This window comes from Nocardia sp. X0981 (assembly GCF_977089955.1).
Window position 1 is genome coordinate 2,401,006 of record NZ_OZ372435.1, and the last position, 19,813, is coordinate 2,420,818.

The 19,813-nt window shown below is 66.7% G+C and carries 20 protein-coding genes and 1 riboswitch; of the genes, 16 read left to right on the forward strand and 4 right to left on the reverse strand.

Going from position 1 to position 19,813, the window contains the following annotated elements:
• From ACYR7D_RS10350 to ACYR7D_RS10360, 3 genes are read left to right on the forward strand one after another with little or no spacing between them, the layout of a single operon-like run.
• Positions 1-1,131 carry a sensor histidine kinase gene (locus ACYR7D_RS10350; RefSeq protein ID WP_459549387.1) on the forward strand — a complete coding sequence of 377 codons (1,131 nt, stop codon included), beginning with the start codon at positions 1-3 and terminating at the stop codon, positions 1,129-1,131.
• Positions 1,122-1,775 carry a response regulator transcription factor gene (locus ACYR7D_RS10355; protein WP_459549388.1) on the forward strand — a complete coding sequence of 218 codons (654 nt, stop codon included), beginning with the start codon at positions 1,122-1,124 and terminating at the stop codon, positions 1,773-1,775. The genes ACYR7D_RS10350 and ACYR7D_RS10355 overlap by 10 nt, the downstream gene beginning before the upstream one ends.
• Positions 1,776-1,781: 6 nt before the next feature.
• Positions 1,782-2,012: a DUF167 domain-containing protein gene (locus tag ACYR7D_RS10360; RefSeq protein ID WP_459549389.1), complete on the forward strand. Its 231-nt coding sequence runs from the start codon at positions 1,782-1,784 to the stop codon at positions 2,010-2,012.
• A gap of 10 nt (positions 2,013-2,022) precedes the next feature.
• Here ACYR7D_RS10360 and ACYR7D_RS10365 read toward each other — a convergent pair whose 3' ends face one another.
• Positions 2,023-2,487 carry a tRNA (cytidine(34)-2'-O)-methyltransferase gene (locus ACYR7D_RS10365; protein ID WP_459549390.1) on the reverse strand — a complete coding sequence of 155 codons (465 nt, stop codon included), beginning with the start codon at positions 2,485-2,487 and terminating at the stop codon, positions 2,023-2,025.
• A 222-nt stretch (positions 2,488-2,709) separates the two neighbouring features.
• Here ACYR7D_RS10365 and cycA point away from each other — a divergent pair, with 222 nt between their 5' ends.
• Positions 2,710-4,191: a D-serine/D-alanine/glycine transporter gene (gene cycA, locus ACYR7D_RS10370; RefSeq protein WP_459549391.1), complete on the forward strand. Its 1,482-nt coding sequence runs from the start codon at positions 2,710-2,712 to the stop codon at positions 4,189-4,191.
• 298 nt (positions 4,192-4,489) lie between these two features.
• Positions 4,490-4,735 (forward strand): DUF3017 domain-containing protein, encoded by a 246-nt coding sequence (locus tag ACYR7D_RS10375; RefSeq protein ID WP_459550110.1) that lies wholly within the window; start codon positions 4,490-4,492, stop codon positions 4,733-4,735.
• 122 nt (positions 4,736-4,857) lie between these two features.
• Here the strand turns inward: ACYR7D_RS10375 and metX are convergent, their stop codons facing one another.
• Complete coding sequence (metX, locus tag ACYR7D_RS10380; protein WP_459549392.1) at positions 4,858-6,003, reverse strand: homoserine O-acetyltransferase MetX; 1,146 nt, start codon at positions 6,001-6,003, stop codon at positions 4,858-4,860.
• A 254-nt stretch (positions 6,004-6,257) separates the two neighbouring features.
• A riboswitch (SAM riboswitch) is annotated at positions 6,258-6,368 on the reverse strand.
• A 274-nt stretch (positions 6,369-6,642) separates the two neighbouring features.
• Here metX and ACYR7D_RS10385 point away from each other — a divergent pair.
• The 3 genes from ACYR7D_RS10385 (at position 6,643) to ACYR7D_RS10395 (ending at position 10,436) form a co-directional block, all read left to right on the forward strand.
• Complete coding sequence (locus tag ACYR7D_RS10385) at positions 6,643-7,860, forward strand: NADP-dependent isocitrate dehydrogenase (protein WP_459549393.1); 1,218 nt, start codon at positions 6,643-6,645, stop codon at positions 7,858-7,860.
• Positions 7,861-7,946: 86 nt separating this feature from the next.
• The gene (locus tag ACYR7D_RS10390; RefSeq protein ID WP_459549394.1) at positions 7,947-9,023 is read left to right on the forward strand and encodes a hypothetical protein; all 1,077 of its coding nucleotides are present in this window, start codon (positions 7,947-7,949) and stop codon (positions 9,021-9,023) included.
• Between the two features lie 168 nt (positions 9,024-9,191).
• On the forward strand, positions 9,192-10,436 hold the full coding sequence (locus ACYR7D_RS10395) for an acyl-CoA dehydrogenase family protein (RefSeq protein ID WP_459549395.1): 1,245 nt from the start codon (positions 9,192-9,194) through the stop codon (positions 10,434-10,436).
• 42 nt (positions 10,437-10,478) lie between these two features.
• Here the strand turns inward: ACYR7D_RS10395 and ACYR7D_RS10400 are convergent, their stop codons facing one another.
• Positions 10,479-11,327 (reverse strand): alpha/beta fold hydrolase, encoded by an 849-nt coding sequence (locus ACYR7D_RS10400; RefSeq protein WP_459549396.1) that lies wholly within the window; start codon positions 11,325-11,327, stop codon positions 10,479-10,481.
• A 57-nt stretch (positions 11,328-11,384) separates the two neighbouring features.
• On the opposite strand from ACYR7D_RS10400, the gene ACYR7D_RS10405 reads away from it, so the two are divergent.
• The 3 genes from ACYR7D_RS10405 to ACYR7D_RS10415 are packed head-to-tail and all read left to right on the forward strand — an operon-like array spanning position 11,385 to position 13,139.
• Positions 11,385-12,167 carry an exodeoxyribonuclease III gene (locus ACYR7D_RS10405; RefSeq protein ID WP_459549397.1) on the forward strand — a complete coding sequence of 261 codons (783 nt, stop codon included), beginning with the start codon at positions 11,385-11,387 and terminating at the stop codon, positions 12,165-12,167.
• A 10-nt stretch (positions 12,168-12,177) separates the two neighbouring features.
• The gene (locus tag ACYR7D_RS10410) at positions 12,178-12,663 is read left to right on the forward strand and encodes a guanyl-specific ribonuclease (RefSeq protein WP_459549398.1); all 486 of its coding nucleotides are present in this window, start codon (positions 12,178-12,180) and stop codon (positions 12,661-12,663) included.
• Positions 12,663-13,139 (forward strand): barstar family protein, encoded by a 477-nt coding sequence (locus tag ACYR7D_RS10415; RefSeq protein WP_459549399.1) that lies wholly within the window; start codon positions 12,663-12,665, stop codon positions 13,137-13,139. The genes ACYR7D_RS10410 and ACYR7D_RS10415 overlap by 1 nt, the downstream gene beginning before the upstream one ends.
• A gap of 4 nt (positions 13,140-13,143) precedes the next feature.
• On the opposite strand, the gene ACYR7D_RS10420 is transcribed toward ACYR7D_RS10415, so the two are convergent.
• Entirely contained in the window at positions 13,144-13,875 is a 732-nt protein-coding gene (locus ACYR7D_RS10420) for a TetR/AcrR family transcriptional regulator (RefSeq protein WP_459549400.1), read from the reverse strand.
• A gap of 100 nt (positions 13,876-13,975) precedes the next feature.
• Between ACYR7D_RS10420 and ACYR7D_RS10425 the strand changes: the two genes are divergently transcribed.
• The 5 genes from ACYR7D_RS10425 to ACYR7D_RS10445 all read left to right on the forward strand — a co-directional run bounded on the left by ACYR7D_RS10425 (position 13,976) and on the right by ACYR7D_RS10445 (position 19,762).
• Positions 13,976-14,914: an oxygenase MpaB family protein gene (locus ACYR7D_RS10425; RefSeq protein ID WP_459549401.1), complete on the forward strand. Its 939-nt coding sequence runs from the start codon at positions 13,976-13,978 to the stop codon at positions 14,912-14,914.
• A gap of 21 nt (positions 14,915-14,935) precedes the next feature.
• A complete protein-coding gene (gene trpS / locus ACYR7D_RS10430) occupies positions 14,936-15,970 on the forward strand; it encodes a tryptophan--tRNA ligase (protein WP_459549402.1) in 1,035 nt (344 codons plus the stop codon).
• A gap of 39 nt (positions 15,971-16,009) precedes the next feature.
• Complete coding sequence (gene yhjD, locus ACYR7D_RS10435; protein ID WP_459549403.1) at positions 16,010-17,053, forward strand: inner membrane protein YhjD; 1,044 nt, start codon at positions 16,010-16,012, stop codon at positions 17,051-17,053.
• 164 nt (positions 17,054-17,217) lie between these two features.
• Positions 17,218-18,480: an MFS transporter gene (locus tag ACYR7D_RS10440; RefSeq protein WP_459549404.1), complete on the forward strand. Its 1,263-nt coding sequence runs from the start codon at positions 17,218-17,220 to the stop codon at positions 18,478-18,480.
• Complete coding sequence (locus ACYR7D_RS10445; RefSeq protein ID WP_459549405.1) at positions 18,473-19,762, forward strand: ATP-grasp domain-containing protein; 1,290 nt, start codon at positions 18,473-18,475, stop codon at positions 19,760-19,762. Before ACYR7D_RS10440 ends, ACYR7D_RS10445 begins: the two co-directional genes overlap by 8 nt.
• Positions 19,763-19,813: the final 51 nt, after the last annotated feature.

The window sequence follows — 19,813 nt, forward strand, 5'->3', positions numbered from 1 at the left end:
ATGAGTACCTGGTCGCGGCCCGGCGGTGCCCGCCGCTGCGCCGCTGTGCTCAGCGGCACTCTGTTCGGTGTGGGCACGGTTGTGCTCGACCTGGCCGCCGTGGTGGCCGGGTTGTTCGATCCGCGCCATGTGCGGAGAGTGGTCGGTCTGGAACGGCGCAGATTGGGTCTGCTCCTCGGGGAACCGCCGGCCGGAGAACCCAGCGGCCGGCGCGCGGCCGGGTATCTGAGCCTGCGGATCGGGCTCGGGTCGCTGGGGGGTGTGGTACTCACGCTGCTCGGCGCGGGGATCGTGGTCGGGACGGCGCTCGTCTACGGCGCGTCGACAGGGGCGGCGGTGCCGGTGCTCGACGCCCCTGAACCCGGGCAGATCAGCTGGAAAACAGTGGCTGTCGTCGTGCCGCCGGGTATGGTTTTCGCTTTCCTCGCGGTGCAGGGGTTGCTGGGTGTCACCCGGGCCGAGGCGTGGGCGTGGCGGGTTCTCGCGCGCCCGGCGCCGGATGAACTGGCCGAGCGGGTCGCCCAGCTGACCACCACTCGTGCCGAGGTGGCCGAGGTGATCGACGAGGAACGGCGCCGTATCGAACGTGATCTGCACGACGGCGTTCAGCAGCGGGTGGTCGCGCTGTCGATCCTGCTGGGTCGGGTGAACCGCGAAACCGATCTCGGCGTACGAGCCGAGCTGCACCGACGCGCGCTCACCGAGACCGGGCACCTGCTCGGCGAGCTCCGCGACGTTTCGTGGCGGATCTATCCGGCGATGCTGGCTCGCGACGGATTGCCCGCCACTCTGGAGGCGCTGGCCGACCGCACACCGCTGCCGACACGTCTCGATATCGACTTACCGGTACGCCCACCTCGACCGGTCGAATCGGCCTGCTACTTCACCGCCAGCGAAGCAGTCACCAACTCTATCAAGCACTCCGGCGCCGGTACGCTCGAGATCTCGGCCCGGTACACCGGCGATACGCTGTGGCTGCGCGTAGGCGACGACGGTTGCGGTGGTGCCGATCCGGCCGGGCACGGCCTGTCCGGTATCGCGGCCAGGATCAAAGCGTTGGACGGTACGTTCACCGTCGTTTCCCCGGCCGGTGGGCCGACGACCATCACTGTGGAGGTGCCGTGCGGATAACTCTCGCGGAGGACTCGGCGCTCCTGCGGGAAAGCCTGGTGCAGCTGCTCACGGCCGAAGGTCATGAGATCGTCGACTCGGTCGGCACCGCGGTCGAACTGCTCCACGCCGTCCGGCTGCGTCCACCGGACCTGGTGGTCGCCGATGTGCGGATGCCGCCGGACCACAGCGACGAGGGAATCCGGGCCGCCCTGGAGATCCGCCGCGCCCGGCCCGAGATCCCGGTCCTGGTTCTCTCCCAGTACGTCGAACGCCGATACGCGGCCGAATTCCTGACCGGCGCGGGCGGCGTGGGTTATCTGCTCAAGGACCGTATCGCCGCGATCGACTCCTTTCTCGATGCCGTAGCTCGCGTCGGTGCGGGTGGTACCGCCTTCGACCCCGAGGTGGTACGGCAACTGCTGCAGCACAGCCGCGCCGGTTCCCCGATCGAACGGCTCACCACCCGCGAACGCGAAGTACTCGAACTCATAGCTCAGGGCCTGAGCAATGCGGCGGTCGGCGAACGCCTCCACATCACCCGCAGCGCGGTCGAAAAACATATCAACGCGATATTCACCAAACTCGACCTGCCCGGCGGCGAAGCGCACAACCGGAGAGTGCTGGCCATCCTGGAGTACCTACGTGCCCAATCGGAGGGGTGAACGACCATGGCCCGGACCGTCCGCGCGATGATCAAACCGAACAGCCGCAAGGGCCCGCTGGTCGAATCCCTGCCGGACGGCACACTGCAACTCTGGGTGCGGGCGCCGGCCGTGGAGGGCAAAGCGAACAAGGCCGCCGCCGAACTGCTGGCCGCGCACTTCGGGGTTCCCAAGAGTGCGGTCCGGCTCACGGCCGGGTCGACCTCCCGGCACAAACGGTTCGAGATCGACGAGTGACCCGCCGACCCTAGACCGCCCCGGCGAACCCGTGCTGGCGCCACGCCTCGTACACCGCCACCGCCGCCGCGTTGGCCAGATTCATCGACCGCCGGCCCGGCAGCATCGGAATACGAACCTCCCCGGTGATGTGCTCGTCGGCGAGTACCTCCGGCGGCAACCCGGAGGGCTCGGCGCCGAACAGCAGTACATCGCCGGGCCGGTAGGCGATAGCGGTATGCGGGGTCGTGGCGCGGGTGGTGAACGCGAACACCCGTTCGGGGTGCAGGTGCGCCCATGCCGCCGGCAGGTCGGGATGGACGGTCACCGAGGCCAGATCGTGGTAGTCCAGCCCCGCCCGGCGCAGCTTCGCCTCCGACATATCGAACCCGAGAGGTTCGACGAGGTGCAGCTCACTTCCCGTTCCGGCGGCGAGCCGGATGGCATTGCCGGTGTTACCCGGGATGCGCGGCTCGTGGAACATCAGCTTGAACACAGCAGGCCAGCTTGTCATGGGAAACCGCCCGCCACAGCGGCGGGTGCGGTCATCCGCGCCGCCCCCGGACAGGTGCCCGGGACTACGGGAATCGCCCCGCGATCGATACCTCCCACGTGGGCACCGCCTAGGCTGCACGAGCGTGCGGCGAGCCCGCCCACTCTGCACTCGACCACCGTTGATGGTCGAATGGGCTGTCCGATTATTTCCGGAGGGAGAATCATGGCCGTGTTACAGGGCCACGGGGGTGCGGGGGACGAGGCGTCCGGGGTGGGTGAACCGGGTGGTGCGCCGGAACAGCTGAGCCGGCAGCTGGCGAACCGCCATATCCAGCTCATCGCCATCGGCGGGGCCATCGGGACCGGGCTGTTCATGGGATCGGGAAAGACGATCTCGCTGGCCGGCCCCTCGGTGATCCTCGTCTACATGATCATCGGATTCTTCCTGTTCTTCGTCATGCGGGCCATGGGAGAACTGCTGCTGTCGAACTCGGGGTACAAATCGTTCGCCGATTTCGCCGGTGACCTGCTGGGACCGTGGGCCGGCTTCTTCACCGGCTGGACATACTGGTTCTGCTGGGTCGTCACCGGTATCGCGGACGTGGTGGCGATCGCCGGGTACGTGGCGTTCTGGTGGCCGGACCTGCCACTGTGGCTTCCCGCCCTGGTCTGCATCGTCGTGCTGCTGGTGCTGAACCTGCCCACCGTCCGCGCGTTCGGGGAGACCGAGTTCTGGTTCGCGCTGATCAAGGTGATCGCCATCGGCGCGCTGATCGTCACCGGTCTGGTCATGGTCATCACCGGATTCACCGGTGACAGCGGCAGCACCGCCTCGCTGGCCAATCTGTGGAACGACGGCGGTTTCTTCCCGACCGGCCCGATGGGCTTCGTCGCCGGCTTCCAGATCGCCGTCTTCGCCTTCGTCGGTATCGAGCTGGTGGGTACCACCGCCGCCGAGACCAAGGATCCGGAACGCACCCTGCCGCGCGCGGTGAATTCCATTCCGCTGCGAGTGCTGCTGTTCTACGTCGGCGCGCTGATCGTGATCTGCGCGGTGACCCCGTGGCGCCAGGTCTCCGCCGACGCCAGCCCGTTCGTGGCCATGTTCTCCCTGGCCGGCCTCGGTATCGCGGCGAGCGTGGTGAACTTCGTGGTGCTCACCAGCGCCACCTCCAGCGCCAACTCGGGTATCTACTCGACATCGCGCATGGTGTACGGCCTGGCCGGCGACGGTAACGCGCCGTCGTTGTTCGGGAAGCTGTCCCGGCGCCGGGTGCCGGCCAACGCGCTGCGCTTCTCGTGCGCGTTCCTGCTGATCGGGGTGGTGCTGCTGTACGCCGGGCAGTCGATCGTCGAGGCGTTCACCGTGGTCACCACGATCTCGTCGCTGTGCTTCATGTTCGTCTGGACGATGATCCTGGCCAGCTACCTGGTGTACCGGAAGCGCCGCCCGCATCTGCACACCACCTCCACGTTCAAGGTGCCCGGTGGTATCCCGATGGTCTGGGCGGTGCTGGCGTTCTTCGCCTTCCTGGTCTGGGCGCTCACCCAGGAGAGCGACACTCTGCAGGCCCTGCTGGTGACCCCGGTGTGGTTCGCGGTACTGGGCGTGGCCTACCTGGTGGTCCGGCGCAGCCCGCACCACCAGGCCTTGCGTGAGCAGCACCGGGAGAAGGTGCGCGCCGAAACCGCCGCATTGCGCTGAGCCGGGTCGTATCACCGGCCGGATCGGGCGGTGGCGTCAGCCGGTCGGCCGGGCTGCGCGGCGCCGCCCGTAGGCCCACCGGCCGCACCGGCCGGTGGTGCGTGCCGCCCGCACCCGGGCCGCTCGCGAAGGCCTCGCCTGGGAATTCGGTCCACGGGCCCGGGAGTACGGGCCGCTCGTGCAGACCCGACCCACCGGATCTGGAACAATCGCCCCCGTGACCGACGCCGTGACCCCGACCGACGACGATCCCGGCACCGGCAACAGCTCGGCCGGTTTCCTCCGCTGCCATCTGCCGATGGTCGTGGTGGTAGCGGTGATCCTCGTGGCGGTCGTCTTCGTCGCACAGGACCGCTGGCGCCGTGGCGCGTTGTTCTTCGGTGGTGCCACGCTGATCGCCGCCGCGTTCCGGCTGTGCCTGCCGACCGTGCGGGTGGGGCTGCTCGCGGTACGCAGCAAACCGTTCGATGTAGGGGCGCTGACCCTGCTGGGCGGCTCAATCGTCTTCCTCGCGGCCACCATCAACACGCTCGGGGTGAGCTAGGCGTACCTCCGCTCCGGCCGTGCGCGGCTGGGGATGGGCTCCGCCCAGCTGTGTTGCTCGGGCGTACCTCCGCCTCCGCTCCGGCCGTGCGCGGGCTGGGCCTCGGTCGGCGCGTTGCGGGGTCAGCGGCTGGTGCGGGCCAGGTTCATCGTCTGGACCAGCAGTTTTCCGATGGCCGCTGCCTCGGTGAGGAAGGCGTCGTGGCCGTCCCGGGAAGAGATGATCTCGAAATGCCGGCAGCCGGCCAGGCCCTCGGCCAGCTCTCGCTGGGTGTGCAGCGGGTACAGCCGGTCCGAATCGATACCGCCCACGATGCACGGCACCGTATTCGCGGCCATCGCGGCCGTCGTCCCGCCGCGACCGCGGCCGATATCGTGCCGGTTCATCGCCTCGCTGAGCAGTACGTAGGTGGCCGGATCGAACCGTTTACACAGTTTCTCGGCCTGGTACTCGAGATAGCTCTGCACCGCGTAGCGGCCGCCGTCCCACGGATTCTCGCCGGGCTGCGGGTTGTTGGCGAACCTGCTGTCCAGTTCGGCCTCGGTGCGATAGGTCAGATGGGCGATCCGCCGGGCGATTCCCATTCCGGTCATCGGCGCGCGACCGGTGCCGTGGTAGTCGCCGCCCTGCCAGTCCGGGTCGCCGGTGATCGCGGCGATCTGGGTGGTCTGGGTACCGATCTGGTCGGCGGTGGCGCGGGCGCCCACGGCCAGGACGAGGGCGGCGGCCAAGCGATCGGGCGCCCCGAGCATCCATTCCAGCACGCGCATCCCACCCATGGAACCGCCCACCGCTGCGGCCAGACGGTCGATCCCGAGTAGATCGAACAGTCGTACCTCGGCGCTCACCTGGTCACGAATGGAGATCTCCGGGAATCGCGACCCCCAGGGGGCGCCATCGGGCGCCGCCGAGGCGGGACCGGTGCTGCCCTGGCATCCGCCGAGCACATTGGTCGCCACCACGCACCATTCGTCGGTATCGATCGGCGCGCCCGGGCCCACCATCCCGTTCCACCATCCCGGCTGGGGATGGTCCGGGTCCGGATCGCCCGCCACGTGGGAGTCGCCGGTCAGCGCGTGCTCGACCAGCACCACGTTGTCCTTGGCCGGCGCGAGCTCGCCCCAGCGCTGTACGGCCAGCCGCACCTCCGGCAGCCGGGCCCCGTTCTCCAGGGTGAGCGGACCGATATCGACGAAACCGAGCCGGCCGTCGGGTGGCGGTAACTGGGCCACGGACCGGTCCGTGGTCGGTTCGGTGCCCACCTTCACGCGATGGCTTCCACTGGAGCGGCGGTACGGCGCGGTGATGTGCGAAGCGTATGAATCACCGTTGTGCGCCCGCTCGTGCGACGACACGCTCTCCGCGAACCGGCCGGCGTTCTCCGGCCGGTCGCTCGGGTAGCGGTCGTCCCGGGGATACTGCCATCGGTCATATCGTGCTCCAGAAAATAGGGGCTTGCTCGCCGAAACGCGGGGGCGCCACGATCAACGTGGCCGACACCGGCGCATATCGACGACCTCCTGACGTGCGCTTGCTCCCGGCTCTCGGGAGCCCGGTCATCACCCGGAGCACCCCACCGCAGCAGGAGGGTTGCCGGCCAGCGAGCCGGGGCTTGATGCTGGCGCTCATGACCTGCTGAATATGGTAGCCGGGCGCCGTTAGGGATCGAAATCGGATACGTGCCCACCGGGTAATCTTGTGGCGCGACTCACTGCTGTGAGAACTCACAGCGGGGGCTGGCTACAGCGTGAGGCCACCACAAGCAGTACGCTCGTCTTGGTTACATCAGACGTCTCGTGGACAACGCGGGATGTATACGTTGTCTGTTGAACAGCTGGGGTCCGCTCACAAGCGTGTTCGCCTGGCCGTGCAATGAGGGCACCAGTCTTAGGAGGACACGAAGATCCATGTCCAAGATCAAGGTTGAAGGCACCGTCGTCGAACTCGACGGCGACGAGATGACCCGGATCATCTGGCAGTTCATCAAGGACAAGCTGATCCACCCGTACCTCGACCTGAACCTCGAGTACTACGACCTCGGCATCGAATACCGCGACAAGACCGACGACCAGGTCACCATCGACGCCGCCAACGCCATCAAACAACACGGCGTGGGTGTCAAATGCGCGACGATCACCCCCGACGAGGCGCGGGTCAAGGAATTCGGCCTCAAGAAGATGTGGCGTTCACCCAACGGCACGATCCGCAACATTCTCGGCGGCACCATCTTCCGTGCCCCGATCATCATCTCCAATATTCCGCGTCTGGTTCCCGGCTGGACCAAGCCGATCATCATCGGCCGCCACGCCTTCGGCGATCAGTACCGCGCCACCGATTTCAAGGTCTTCCAGGCCGGCACCGTCACCCTCACCTTCACCCCCGAGGACGGCAGTGAGCCGATCGTGCACGAGGTCGTGCAGATGCCGGAGGACGGCGGCGTCGTGATGGGTATGTACAACTTCAAGAAGTCGATCGAAGACTTCGCGCGCGCCTCGTTCAACTACGGGTTGCAGCAGAACTACCCCGTCTACATGTCGACGAAGAACACCATCCTGAAGGCCTACGACGGCATGTTCAAGGACACCTTCCAGGAGGTCTTCGACGCGGAGTTCAAGACCCAGTTCGAGGCGGCCGGCCTCACCTACGAGCACCGGCTGATCGACGATATGGTCGCCTCCTCCATGAAGTGGGAGGGCGGCTACGTCTGGGCCTGCAAGAACTACGACGGCGATGTGCAGTCCGATACGGTCGCTCAGGGCTTCGGATCTCTCGGCCTGATGACCTCGGTACTGCTGACCCCGGACGGTAAGACCTGTGAGGCGGAGGCCGCCCACGGCACCGTCACCCGGCACTACCGCCAGCACCAGCAGGGCAAGCCGACCTCGACCAACCCGATCGCCTCGATCTTCGCCTGGACCCGTGGTCTCGAGCATCGCGGCAAGCTGGACAACACCCCCGAGGTCATCGGTTTCGCGCAGACCCTCGAGGACGTCGTCATCAAGACCGTCGAAGGTGGGCAGATGACCAAGGACTTGGCGCTGCTGGTCGGCGGGGACCAGGGTTACCTCACCACCGAGGAGTTCCTCGCGGCGCTGGACGCCAACCTGGCGCGTGCGCTGAAGTAGGAGCGTTCGGAAACGACCTCGCCTCCGTGGTGTCCGCACGCGCACCCGCGTGCCGGCTCCCGGGGAGGCGAGGTCGCGGTGTCCCGGTGGTACGCCTCGGCTGGGAAGCCGCCCGCGGTTGTCCGGGCACGAACCCGCGGGCCAGAATTGCCCATGCCGAAATCGCCGTACAAGCGAACACCAGGGCCGGCTCCGCGCCGTCGTATCCGCTCGCCGAGGCATCGGTGATCGACGGCCTGCGCCGGATAGCCGAGGAGATGGCGAAGCGGTTGGGCCCGGCGGTCTCCGCCACCGGTGAGCAGATCGTACGCCGCTACCGGGAGATCTGCCGCGGAGTCGAGACCGACGTATCGGTGAAGGAGGGGACGGTCGCCGATCGCGGTGCCGATATCGAGGAGCGGGGCCGCGAGATGCGGACCGGCGACGACGGGGCCCGGGCGACGGATGCGCCCATGCGTCCGATGTCGATGGACGAATTCGTCGCTCGTATCCGCGCTGCCGAGAGTTCCGGGGAGCCGGAGATCCGAACACCGAGGTCTATGCTTCTCGTCTACCCCGATGGGTTCGAGGTGGTGTACAAAACCGATCTCTCTCCGCGGGAATGGTCCGCTGAAATCCTCGCCTCCGCGGTCGGCCGTGCGATCGGAGCCCCGGTCGCGCCGGTGGTCGGGACAACGGAAGGCGACCTGTTCATACAGCGGCTACCTGGGCTTACCGTACGCGAGACCGATTCGGATCCGGGTGCTCATGCCGCTATGAAGGCTGTCGAGGACACGCCCGGTGCCCGGAAACTCGGCCTGTTGGACGTCCTCGTCCGTAACTGGGATCGCCCCAACAATTGGCTGCTCGACGGTGACCAGGTGTACGGGTACGACCATGCGGAGTCGTTCCAGGCCGATATGGATTTCGACCCCGAGTCGAACCCGTTCACGAGCCACTACGCGGTCCCGAGTTCCCCCGGCGCGAGCCAGTGGCACGAGTGGAAGCCGAATGATCTCAGCCGCGCGGAGTTGGATCGATACAGAGACGAGATCGTCGCCCTGCGGCCGCTGTTCGAAGAACACGCCCGGATGGACTGGGCCACCGCGGGCCAGCCCCGGGAATGGCACGACGATATCCTCGCGCGACTCGCGCAGTTGCGTGAGCACGCGACCTACCCGTGACCCTTCCCTGCGGGGCCACCGGTGACGCCTCCGTGGGTCGCGGGTGGATTTCGCCGGATCGCAGCGCGCCGGGCGGGGAACTGGCAGGCTGTCGACAAGGTGGATGCGAGCTGAACGTCCGCCCGGCGATTTACGCCGTAATGCTGCTGGTGATACCGGAGGACGACGATGTTCGAATGGTCCGATACCGATCTGATGGTCCGCGACGCGGTGCGGACGTTCATCGATAAGGAAGTACGTCCCAATCTGGATGCGCTGGACAGCGGGGAAATGCTGCCCTACCCGATCCTGCGCAAGCTCTACGCGGATTTCGGTATCGGCGCCATGGCCGAGGAAGCCCTGAACAAGCAGTTGGCCGCGAAACGGGCCGCGGCCGAGGGTGCGGAAAAACCGGCCGCCGAAGGTAAGGACCGCTCCGGTGGGTTCGATCAGCAGTCGATGATGGCCGTGCTGACCAGCGAACTCTCCGGGGTGTGTATGGGCCTGTGCAGTTCGCTCGGTGTGAGCACCGGTCTCGGCGGTACCACCATCCTCTCCCGGGGCACACTCGCCCAGCAGGAGCGATGGGTGCCCGATATCGTCAGCCTGCGCAAGATCGCGTGCTGGGCGATCACCGAACCGGACTCCGGTTCCGACGCTTTCGGCGGGATGAAAACCGCCGTCCGGCGCGACGGTGACGACTACATCCTGAACGGGCAGAAGACGTTCATCACCAACGGTCCCTTCGCCGATACCCTGGTGGTCTACGCGAAACTCGACGAGGGTGACGGTACCCCGCCCCGGGACCGCACAGTGCTCACCTTCGTGCTCGACAAGGGTATGGAGGGCCTCACCCAGGGCCGCCCGTTCAAGAAGATGGGCCTGCACGCCTCACCGACCGGGGAACTCTTCTTCGACAACGTCCGTCTCGGACGCGACCGGTTGCTCGGAGAGACCGAAGAGCATCGCGGCGGCGACGGCCGGGAAAGCGCTCGGTCCAGTTTCGTGGCCGAACGCGTCGGGATCGGGTTCATGGCCCTCGGCGTGATCAACGAATGCCTGCGGCTGTGCACCGACTACGCCCGCAACCGGAAACTCTGGGGCCAGGAGATCGGCCGGTTCCAGCTAATCCAGCTGAAACTGGCGAAGATGGAGGTCGCCCGGATCAATGTGCAGAACATGGTCTTCAACATCATCGAACGTGGGAAAGCCGGTAAGCCGCTGAGCCTTTCGGAGGCCTCGGCGGTGAAGCTGTACTCGTCGGAGGTCGCGACCGAGGTGGCGATGGAGGCAGTGCAGCTGTTCGGCGGCAACGGCTACATGTCGGAGTACCGGGTGGAGCAGCTGGCCCGGGACGCGAAATCCCTGATGATCTATGCGGGTAGCAATGAAATCCAAGTGACGCATGTGGCCAAGGGGATCCTGGGCCACTGAGCCGGTGGGCAGCCGCGACCTCGGTGGCGGCTGCTGCTCCGCTCATACCGCGCGCAGGTGATCCCGGCTGGCGTAGATATGTTCGGCGATCAGGCTGGCGACCCGGTCGGGGGCTTCGAGCATGGGTACGTGCCCGGCTCGGCGCATCATGATCCGGTCCGCCGATTCCGGTAGTTCGCGCAGGAAGCGGCGGCCGTAGACCGGCGCCGGGAGGATACGGTCGGAATCCACCAGAATGAGCCGTACGGGGGTGGTCAGGTCCGATACATCCGCCAGGCCCGGCCCGCGCAGGGTGGCGGCGATGATCGGCAGCAGCGCCGGGCAGTGCAGGGCGGCCAGGATCTGTGCCTCGATATCCGTACGCGGGACGGCCTTGACCTCCTTGGCCAGCAGGTGCGCGACGGCCCACCGCACGATCGTGCTCCGTACCGGGAAATCGCCGGTACGCCTGCCTGTTCCGACGAGCTGATGCAGGGCCAGGAACTTACCGGCCGCGTAGACCTGCGCCGCGGAGGGCGTGCGCCAGCCACCGGCCGGGGCGATGGCGGTGAGGGTGCGGGCCCGTCCGCGGCGCGCGAGTTCGAAACCCACCCACCCGCCGAGCGAGTTACCGGCGATATGGCAGGTGCGCCAGCCGAGTTCGTCGAGCTGGGCTTCCACCCCGTCCGCGATCGTGCGCGCGGTATAGCGGCCGTCCGCGAGGACCGGGCCGCCCCAGTGGCCGGCGAGAGCGGGAGCGAAGACCTCACAGCGTGCGGCGAGCCTGTTCGCCGTGCTCTCCCAGCAGTGCGGGGACAACATGACACCGTGCAGCAGCAGAAGGGGAGTGCCCGACCCCAGGTGCAAGGCCGTAACCGGCCCGGGTGATTCGGTCGCGGAGGTGCCTGACATCGGTGTCGTCACCCCTTCCTGGCAAGTAGCGGTGACCTGTCATTGTACGGTCGATCGGTGCCATACATCCTCTCCACCGTCAACGTCAACGGGGTCCGGGCGGCCGCGGGCAAAGGCCTGCTCACCTGGTTGTCCCGGACCGAAGCCGATATCGTCTGCCTCCAGGAAACGCGGGCCGACGATGCCCAGATCGCCACCGCCCTCGCCCCGGCGCTGGCCGAGGGGTGGCAGCTGGCGCACGCCGAGCCGGGGACCAAGGGGCGCGCCGGGGTGGGGGTGCTGTCGCGGCGGCCGATGCGCTCGGTGCGGGTCGGTATCGAGCCGGACAGCGAGTTCGCCGGGGCCGGGCGCTACCTCGAGGTCGATTTCGACGAGGTGACCGTCGCCAGTGTGTATGTCCATACCGGTGAGGCGGATACGCCCCGTCAGGACGAGAAATACCGCTTCCTCGACGAACTGGCCGCCCGGATGCGCACCCGGACCGGCGCTTTCGTCATCGCCGGCGATTGGAATATCGCGCACACCGAGCGGGATCTGAAGAACTGGAAGGGAAACCTGAAGAAATCCGGTTTCCTGCCCGCCGAACGGGCCTGGCTGGATCGGCAGCTGGCCGCCGGTTACGTGGATGTGGTGCGCGAACTTCACCCGGAGGGGGATGGTCCGTTCAGCTGGTGGTCGTATCGTGGGCGTGCGTTCGACACCGACACCGGCTGGCGGATCGATTACCAGCTCGCGACACCGGAGGTGGCCGAGCGGGCGAAGCAGGCGGTGGTCGAACGCGCCGCGACCTATGCCGAGCGCTGGTCCGATCATGCGCCGGTGACGGTCCAGTACCGATGAAGGGAAGCTCGTGCGTGCGAAAATCGTGAAGATCGTATCGGCGCTGGGGGCCGCGGCGGTGGCCGTGGTGGTCGCCCTGCTGAGCGTCCAGGGTGGTGGCGGTGACCCGGGTGTTTCCTCGGCCGCGCCGGTCTCGGGCGGCTCCCTCGCGCCGGCCCCGGTGAGTGGGCGGGCGGCGCCGGTGACGGCGGCTCCCGAGGTCTCGAAGGTGGCCGGAGTGCCCGACCGTGCCTACCGGACGCTGGTGGAGATCGATGCGGGTCGCTGGCCGGATTCGGCGAACGCACCCGGAACGAAGGGCGGGATCGTCTTCCGGAACCGGGAGGGGCGGCTGCCCGCCACCGACGCCGCCGGTAAGGCGATCGAGTACCGGGAATGGGATGTGAACCCGAAGCGGCCGGGGCGCTCGCGCGATGCCGAGCGGATCGTGACCGGTAGCGACGGCTCCGCCTGGTATACCGGTGACCACTACGACACCTTCACGAGGATGCGCTGATGTCCGAACCCGTCTCGCTGGCCGAGTTCCTGGCGTTGCCGCCGGAATCCGCCGCGGCCACCCGGACCCCGGTCACCGGACTGGCGGATGTGGACGCCTCCGAGTTCAGCGGGGTGCGTTATCAGGCGCCGGCCGGGTACCAGGTGCGGGAACTGCGGGGTAGCCGGATGCGTACCGTGGCGGGCCTGTTCGACGAGTTCGCGGCCGCGCTGCAGTTCCCCTACTACTTCCGGCCGAACAAGGACGCGTTCGACGACTGCATGTTCGATCTGGAGAGTTCGCTCGGTGACGCGCCCGGATATGTGCTCGCCGTCCGTGAGGCCGGGCAGTTGCTCGCGGAGGTGCCGGAGGAACGCGAATGGTTCGGCTCGGTGCTCGACGACTGCGCCGAGTTCTACGCCGGCCGGGGGATCGCGTTCCGGGCGCTCCTGCAGGGCGAGGCGGACGGTCTTTCCGGGGTGACCGTCCGGCTGTGAGCGGTCAGCCGGGCGGGGGCGAGGCCTCACCCCGGCGGGCGAAGTCCTCCCCGAGCAGGACGAAGACGTCGGTGGTGTAGTCGATCAGTTCCTCGCGGCTGATGGGCAGGTCGCCGCGTACCCAGCCGCCCAGTGTCTGCACCAGCCCGCCCACCAGGTAGGTGGCGCGGAAGTCGATCACGGGATCCGGCGCGGGATCGGTGACCCCGTAGAACTCGATCCCCTCGCTGGCCACCAGCCGGGCGAAAACCCGGATCGTCTCGGTGGTGCGTGCCCGGAGTTCGGGGGTGGCCATGGCGGCCACCATGGTGACCTCGGTTTTGCGGGGGTCGTCGGTGAGCAGGTGGATACCGGCGGTGATGGCGGCGTGCGCTTTGGCGCGGGAGTCGCCGTCCGTGGTGTGCACCGCGGCGGCGATCGCCATGACCAGTTCCTCGGCGATGCCGTCGATCAGTGCGGTCAGTACATCGTCGCGGCTGGTGAAGCTCTCGTAGTAGTAGCGCTCGTTGAGGCCGGCCCGAGTGCACATACCGGATACGGTGAGCCGGTCCAGGCCCTGGGTGCCGATGATTTCCAGCGCCGCCTCCAGTAGCGCGGAGCGCCGCTGTGCTCGCCGTTCCTCCGCGGACAAACCACCGTAGGTGCGCTGCGCTGCCATCCCTCGATGATGCAGGGTCGCGGGCGCCGGGACGAGTGTGGGGTTGGTGGCCCCCTCGTCCTGAGGTTCCGCCCCCATATTTGGAGGAGGGTCTTGCCAGAATGCGGTCAACTGGAGGATGCTATTGCCAGATGTGCGGGTGTGCCGTGCTCGACGCAGAGCTGACCAGGAGACTGCCATGGCCGTGGATACCGGATACTTTTCCGACGATTCGATGATCCGGCGGGTGATGCGCAAACGTGCGGTGGGCCTGACCTACGGTCTGCGTGCGCTGGTCATCGGCGCGGTCAATCCGCTGCTGTACGTGGGAACGGCCGAATCGACCGAACACCGCGACACCCCCTACACCCGCCTGGCGCTCACCGGCAAACTGTTCGAAGCGGTGTTCTTCGGTACCCGCGCGGAGGCCGACCGGGCCCTGGAGTTCACCCGGCGCAAGCACGCGAAGGTCGTGGGTACGCTCCCCGAGGACGCCGGTACCCACCATCCGGCGGGTACGCCGTATTCCGCCTACGATCCGCAGCTGAGCTTCCTGACCATGGCGTTCACCTTCGATTCCGCCGAAGTGATGTACGACCTGGTGGTGCGGCGGCTCGACGACGACGAGCGCGCCGGCCTCTACCTGGACTATGTGCGCTGGGGCGAGCTGTTCGGTATGCCCCGGGAGGCGGCTCCCCCGGACTACCCGGCGTTTCGCGAGTACTTCGACCGCTATCTCGCCTCGGACGAGCTGTACCTCACCGACGAGGCACGTAAGGTCGGAAACTATCTGAACGGGCATGTGGTGCCCTATCCGCAGCGCCCCCCGCTGCAGCAGCTGAGTTCGGCGTACTACCTGCTGGTGCAGGGCAGCCTACCGCCACGGATCCGTGAGATGTACGGCATCGACTGGACGCGTACCGACGAGCTCGCCTATCGCGGGCTGGCCCGGTCGCTGCGCGATACGCACCGTATGCCCTCGCTTCTGGTCCCACGTCAGGTGAAAACGGCCCTCAACGGGCCCAGCGCGCCGGTCTATCGGATGATCACCGAACGGGAGCAGCAGCTGGCCCGGGCCGGTAAGCGCAGTATGCCGGATATCGATCCACGGAAGTGGGCGGAGCGCAATTCGGCTTGATCCGCATGCGAAGATCGGGGCATGTCCAGTCCTGCGCAGACCCCGGCCGCCGGGGAACGTAAACAGCGGGTGCTCTCCGGTATCCAGCCGACCAGTGCCTCGTTCCACCTCGGGAACTACCTCGGTGCCCTGCAGTACTGGGTGAACCTGCAGGACGACTACGACGCGCTGTACTTCATCCCGGATATGCACGCCATCACCGTGGCGCACGACCCGAAGGAACTGCGTCGCCGCACCCGTGTCGCGGTGGCGCAGTTGCTCGCCCTGGGTATCGACCCGCAGCGCTCCACCCTGTTCGTGCAGTCGCAGGTGCCCCAGCACGCGGAACTGACGTGGGTGCTCAGCTGCATCACCGGCTTCGGTGAAGCGAGCCGGATGACGCAGTTCAAGGACAAATCGGTGAAACAGGGCGCGGAGAACGCCACCGTCGGCCTGTTCACCTATCCGGTGCTGATGGCGGCCGATATCCTGCTGTACCGGGCGCATCAGGTGCCGGTCGGTGAGGATCAGCGCCAGCATCTGGAACTGACCCGTAACCTCGCCCAGCGGTTCAACACCCGGTTCAAGAAGACCTTCGTGGTACCCGAAGCCCATATCGTCAAGGGCACGGCCAAGATCTACGATCTGCAGGATCCCACCGCCAAGATGAGCAAATCGGCGAGTTCGGACGCCGGTCTGATCAACCTCCTCGACCCCCCCGAGGTGACGGCGAAGAAGGTGCGGTCCGCGGTGACCGATACCGAACGCGAGATCCGCTACGACGTGGAGGCGAAACCCGGGGTCAGCAATCTGCTGGTGATCCTGTCCGCCCTCACCGAAACCCCGATCGTGACCTTGGAGAAGGGCTACGCGGGCCGCGGCTACGGTGAGCTGAAAGCCGATGTAGCCGACGCACTGGTCGAATTTGTCACGCCTTTCCGTGCGAAAGTGGAAGAGTACATGGCGGATCAGGGCGAACTCGATCGCATTCTCACCGCGGGAGCCGAGCGTGCGCGCGAGATCGCCGGCAACACTCTCGCACAGGTCTACGACCGGGTCGGGTTCCTGGCTCGCTGAACCGTCGGCCCGTGCGCGTGGCGACGAGGGGCGAAGACAGTGCAGGTGATCGACAACATCAAGGCCGCCGTTCAGCGCACGATCGGTCAGCGGCCGTGGCTCGACCACCTGGTGCGTGCGGTCGGTAGATATCAGAGCCGGCGCGGGGACCACTATGCCGCGGGCATCACCTATTTCACGGTGCTGTCCTTGTTCCCGCTGCTGATGATCGCCTTCGCCGTCGCCGGTTTCGTTCTCGCGGGCAATGCCGAACTGCTGGACGAGCTGCAGGCCAAGGTCGTCGAGAACATTCCGGGTGAAATGGGCGATCAGCTCAACGACCTGATCGATCAGGCCGTGCGATCCCGCGGGACGGTGGGTGTGCTGGGTCTGTTCACCGGTCTGTACTCGGGACTGGGCTGGATGGCGAATCTGCGCGCGGCGTTGACCGAGCAGTGGGAACAGAAATCCGACGAGGACAATTGGTTCCGCACCAAGTTCTCGGACCTGGGTGCGCTGCTCGGCCTGTTCCTGGCCCTGGTGGTTTCGCTGGGTCTGTCGGCGCTGGCGTCCAGCCGTCTCGGGGTGGAATTGCTCGAACTGCTGGGACTCACGGATATGCCCGGCGTGCGGTGGCTGCTGTGGCTGTTGTCCACCGTGCTCGCCATGGCGGCGTCGTGGGCGCTGTTCGCCTGGATCATCGCGCGGCTACCGCGGGAACCGGTCACCCTGCGCAGTGCCCTGAAGGCTGCCGCGCTGGCGGCCGTGGGTTTCGAGGTGTTCAAGAATATCGCGGGGATCTATCTGCGGTCGGTGCTGAACAGCCCGGCGGGAGCGGCTTTCGGGTCGATCATCGGCATCATGGTGTTCAGTTATGTGGTCTACCGGATCATCCTCTTCGCCACGGCGTGGGCGGCAACCGCGCGGGAGAACGAGCAGCTCGTCTCGGTGCCGGTACCCGGGCCGGCGGTGATCCGGCCGCGAATGCAGGCCGATGGACGACCGGCTTTCGGTGGGGCGGCCGCGTTACTCGGCGTGGGTGTGCTCGCCGCCCTGGGAGTTACCCGGCTGCGCCGGCGCCGGTCCGAGCACGCGGAGCCGTGACGGATACACCTAAGTAAGTTGTTCGCGCCTATGCGGATATTTCGCGGCGAAATTACGGATGTTCGCCGTAGGCGCATGCCATACGGTCGGGCTTCGGCAGCCCGATACTCGGAAATGGACCGGGTATCAAGCGTTCGAATTGCTGCCGAGCAGAGGAGGACTCGGTGGAGTCCGTCGTATCGACGCGGCGCCCGGAACCCAGGAGCGGTAAACGGAAAACCCTCTCGTTTCCGCCGGAAGTGTGGATCGTCTCGATCACTACCTTTCTCAGCCGGTCGGTGGGGTTCCTGGCGTTGTTCTCCACGGTTTTCTACAAATCGATGGGCCTGAGCGCCTCGGCCCTGTCCCTGGCATTGTTCGCCGCCGGTTTCGCGGGTGTGCTCGGGTCACTCGCCGGAGGATGGTTCGCCGCCCGATTCGGATCGACCGATGTGCTCGTCACCGGATCGCTGCTCAATATTCCGCTGTTGTTCGTGCTCGGCCAGACGACCACGGCACCGCTGCCCGCCATCGTGGTGACGTCTCTCAGCGTGGCGGTAACGCAATCCTTTTCCGGACCTGCGGCGGCTCTGGTCACCGGTTCGAGCTATGCGGGCAACGCCGTAACGGTCGTCGCCTTTCACCGTATTTTTCTCAGCAGCGGTGTCACGGTCGCGCCGATCGCGGTGGCGGCATTGGGCGAGAACAATTTCTCGTTGCTGTTCACTCTCTCCGCGGTGGGTTCGCTCGCGACCGCGATCCTGCTGATGTCCCAGCGCTCCCGGCTGCGCGCGACCGAGCGTCTCGCGGCGGCACGGGAGCGGAAAACCGCCGCGACGGCCTTCGCCTTCGGCTCCCCGGCGGATACCGGATACGACGCCTCCCGTACGGCACGTCTCTGGACGATCGTCGGCGTGTTCGGGATCGCCATGGCCGTCTATGTCCAGAGCACGAGCGGAATCCCCCTGGCCGTCGACCAGGTCCCGAACGGCGCGCAACTCTACAGTGTTCTGCTCGTCGTGAATTCCGTTTTCATCATTGCTTTCGAGTTACCGCTCAACTCCATGATGACCAAGGTCAGATGGAACTACGCGCTGGGACTCGGCATCTTCGTCACCGGACTCGGACTCGCCGTATGCGGGGCCGGAACGAGCTGGGGCGTATGTATTTTCGGATTCGTGCTGTTCTCACTGGGGGAAGCCGTTTTCATCCCTCAGGCGAGCGCATCGATAGCCGAGATCTCCACGCATGCGGAGAATCCCCGGTTCCAGGGATACCTGTCGGCGGCCCAGTCGATCGGTTTCGCGGTCGGACCGGGGCTGGGTGCTTTCGGTGTGCTGTACGACAGCGCGCTGTACTGGACGCTCGTCATCCAGGTCTCCTTCGCCGCCGGGTCCATAGCGGTAATAGCAGGAATGAACAAGGATAGGAGTCCGGTCCGTGCCTGATGATTCGGTTCTGATCGTCGATCCGGTGAGCTCGGGGAAGCTGTACGCACCCGTGCTGGAGGAGTACGGGATCAGCACGATCCTGTTGGATACCGACCACGCTCTGGTATCGGGTTTCCGTAGCGCGCCCACTCCCGGCGCGGTGAATTTCGAAGCGGATCTGGGGGCATCCTACGAGTCGCTTCTCCGAATGTGTGCGGAACGGTCGGTGAAATATGTCGTCGCCGGATCCGAGCCCGGCGTCGAATTAAGCGACCGCCTACGCACCGATATTCCGGAATGCCCGGCCAACGATCCGGCTTCGCCTCCGCGGAGATGGGATAAGCAGTACATGTTCGAGGCGCTGGCAGCCGCCGGTGTTCCCAGCCTGACGACCCGGTCCGTCGCCGCCGGCCACAACGACGTTCCGGCGGATGCGATCGCCGAACTGAGCCGGGGCCGGAAGCTGGTCGTCAAACCCGCCCGGGGAGCTGCCTCCGTAGATGTCCGGCTGGTCGCGAACCCTGCCGAACTGACCGAGGCCGTCTCCGCGATCACCGAGGCCTCCGGGTTTTTCGGTGGCCGGTCGGCCGCGTTGATCCAGCAGATGTACCCCGCTCCGCGGGTGGAATACGCCGTGGACACCTTCTCCGAGGCCGGTGACCACGAACTTCTCTGCGTCACCGTCTACGACAAACGGGTCTCCGAGTCCGGGGATTTCGTCTACGAGCGGGGGCGGTGGATCGACCACGACGATCCGGTGGTGAGCGAGCTGGCCGATTACGCCCGGCAGGTGCTCGATGCCCTGGGGGTGCGGATCGGACCCGCGCATATGGAGATCATGTCCGGCCCGCTGGGTCCCCGCCTGATCGATTTCGGTGCCCGGGCGCACGGTATCGGTCATCCGCGGCAGACCTTTCTGCTCACCGGTAGCTCGCAGGTCCACCGGGAATGCGAGTACATCGCGGAGCTGTTCGGGGTGCGTGCGCCACTCGCGCATCGGCCCGGCGGCTATACGTTGTCCCGGCACGGCGCCCTGGTGCTGTTCAGTATCGATCGCCGGGCCCGATATCTCGGCGGCGCGGACGTGGAACTGGCGGAGTTGCCGGGGGTACTGGAGGTCCGGATGGCGGCTCGGCCGGATGAGACGTACCCGGCCACCCGATCCATGATGGATTCGGTGGCCCTGGGTCTCGCGTTCGTCGCGGCGGACAGCGCCGACGAACTGGATTTCCGGTGCGCCGAGGTCCGCAAGAGAGCCGGTGACTTCTTCGTCGCCGACCCGCAGAGCGGATGTGGGTGAGCGCCTCCGGCTCGGGTTCGACCCACCGACCGACTCCGGCGGACGCCCGGC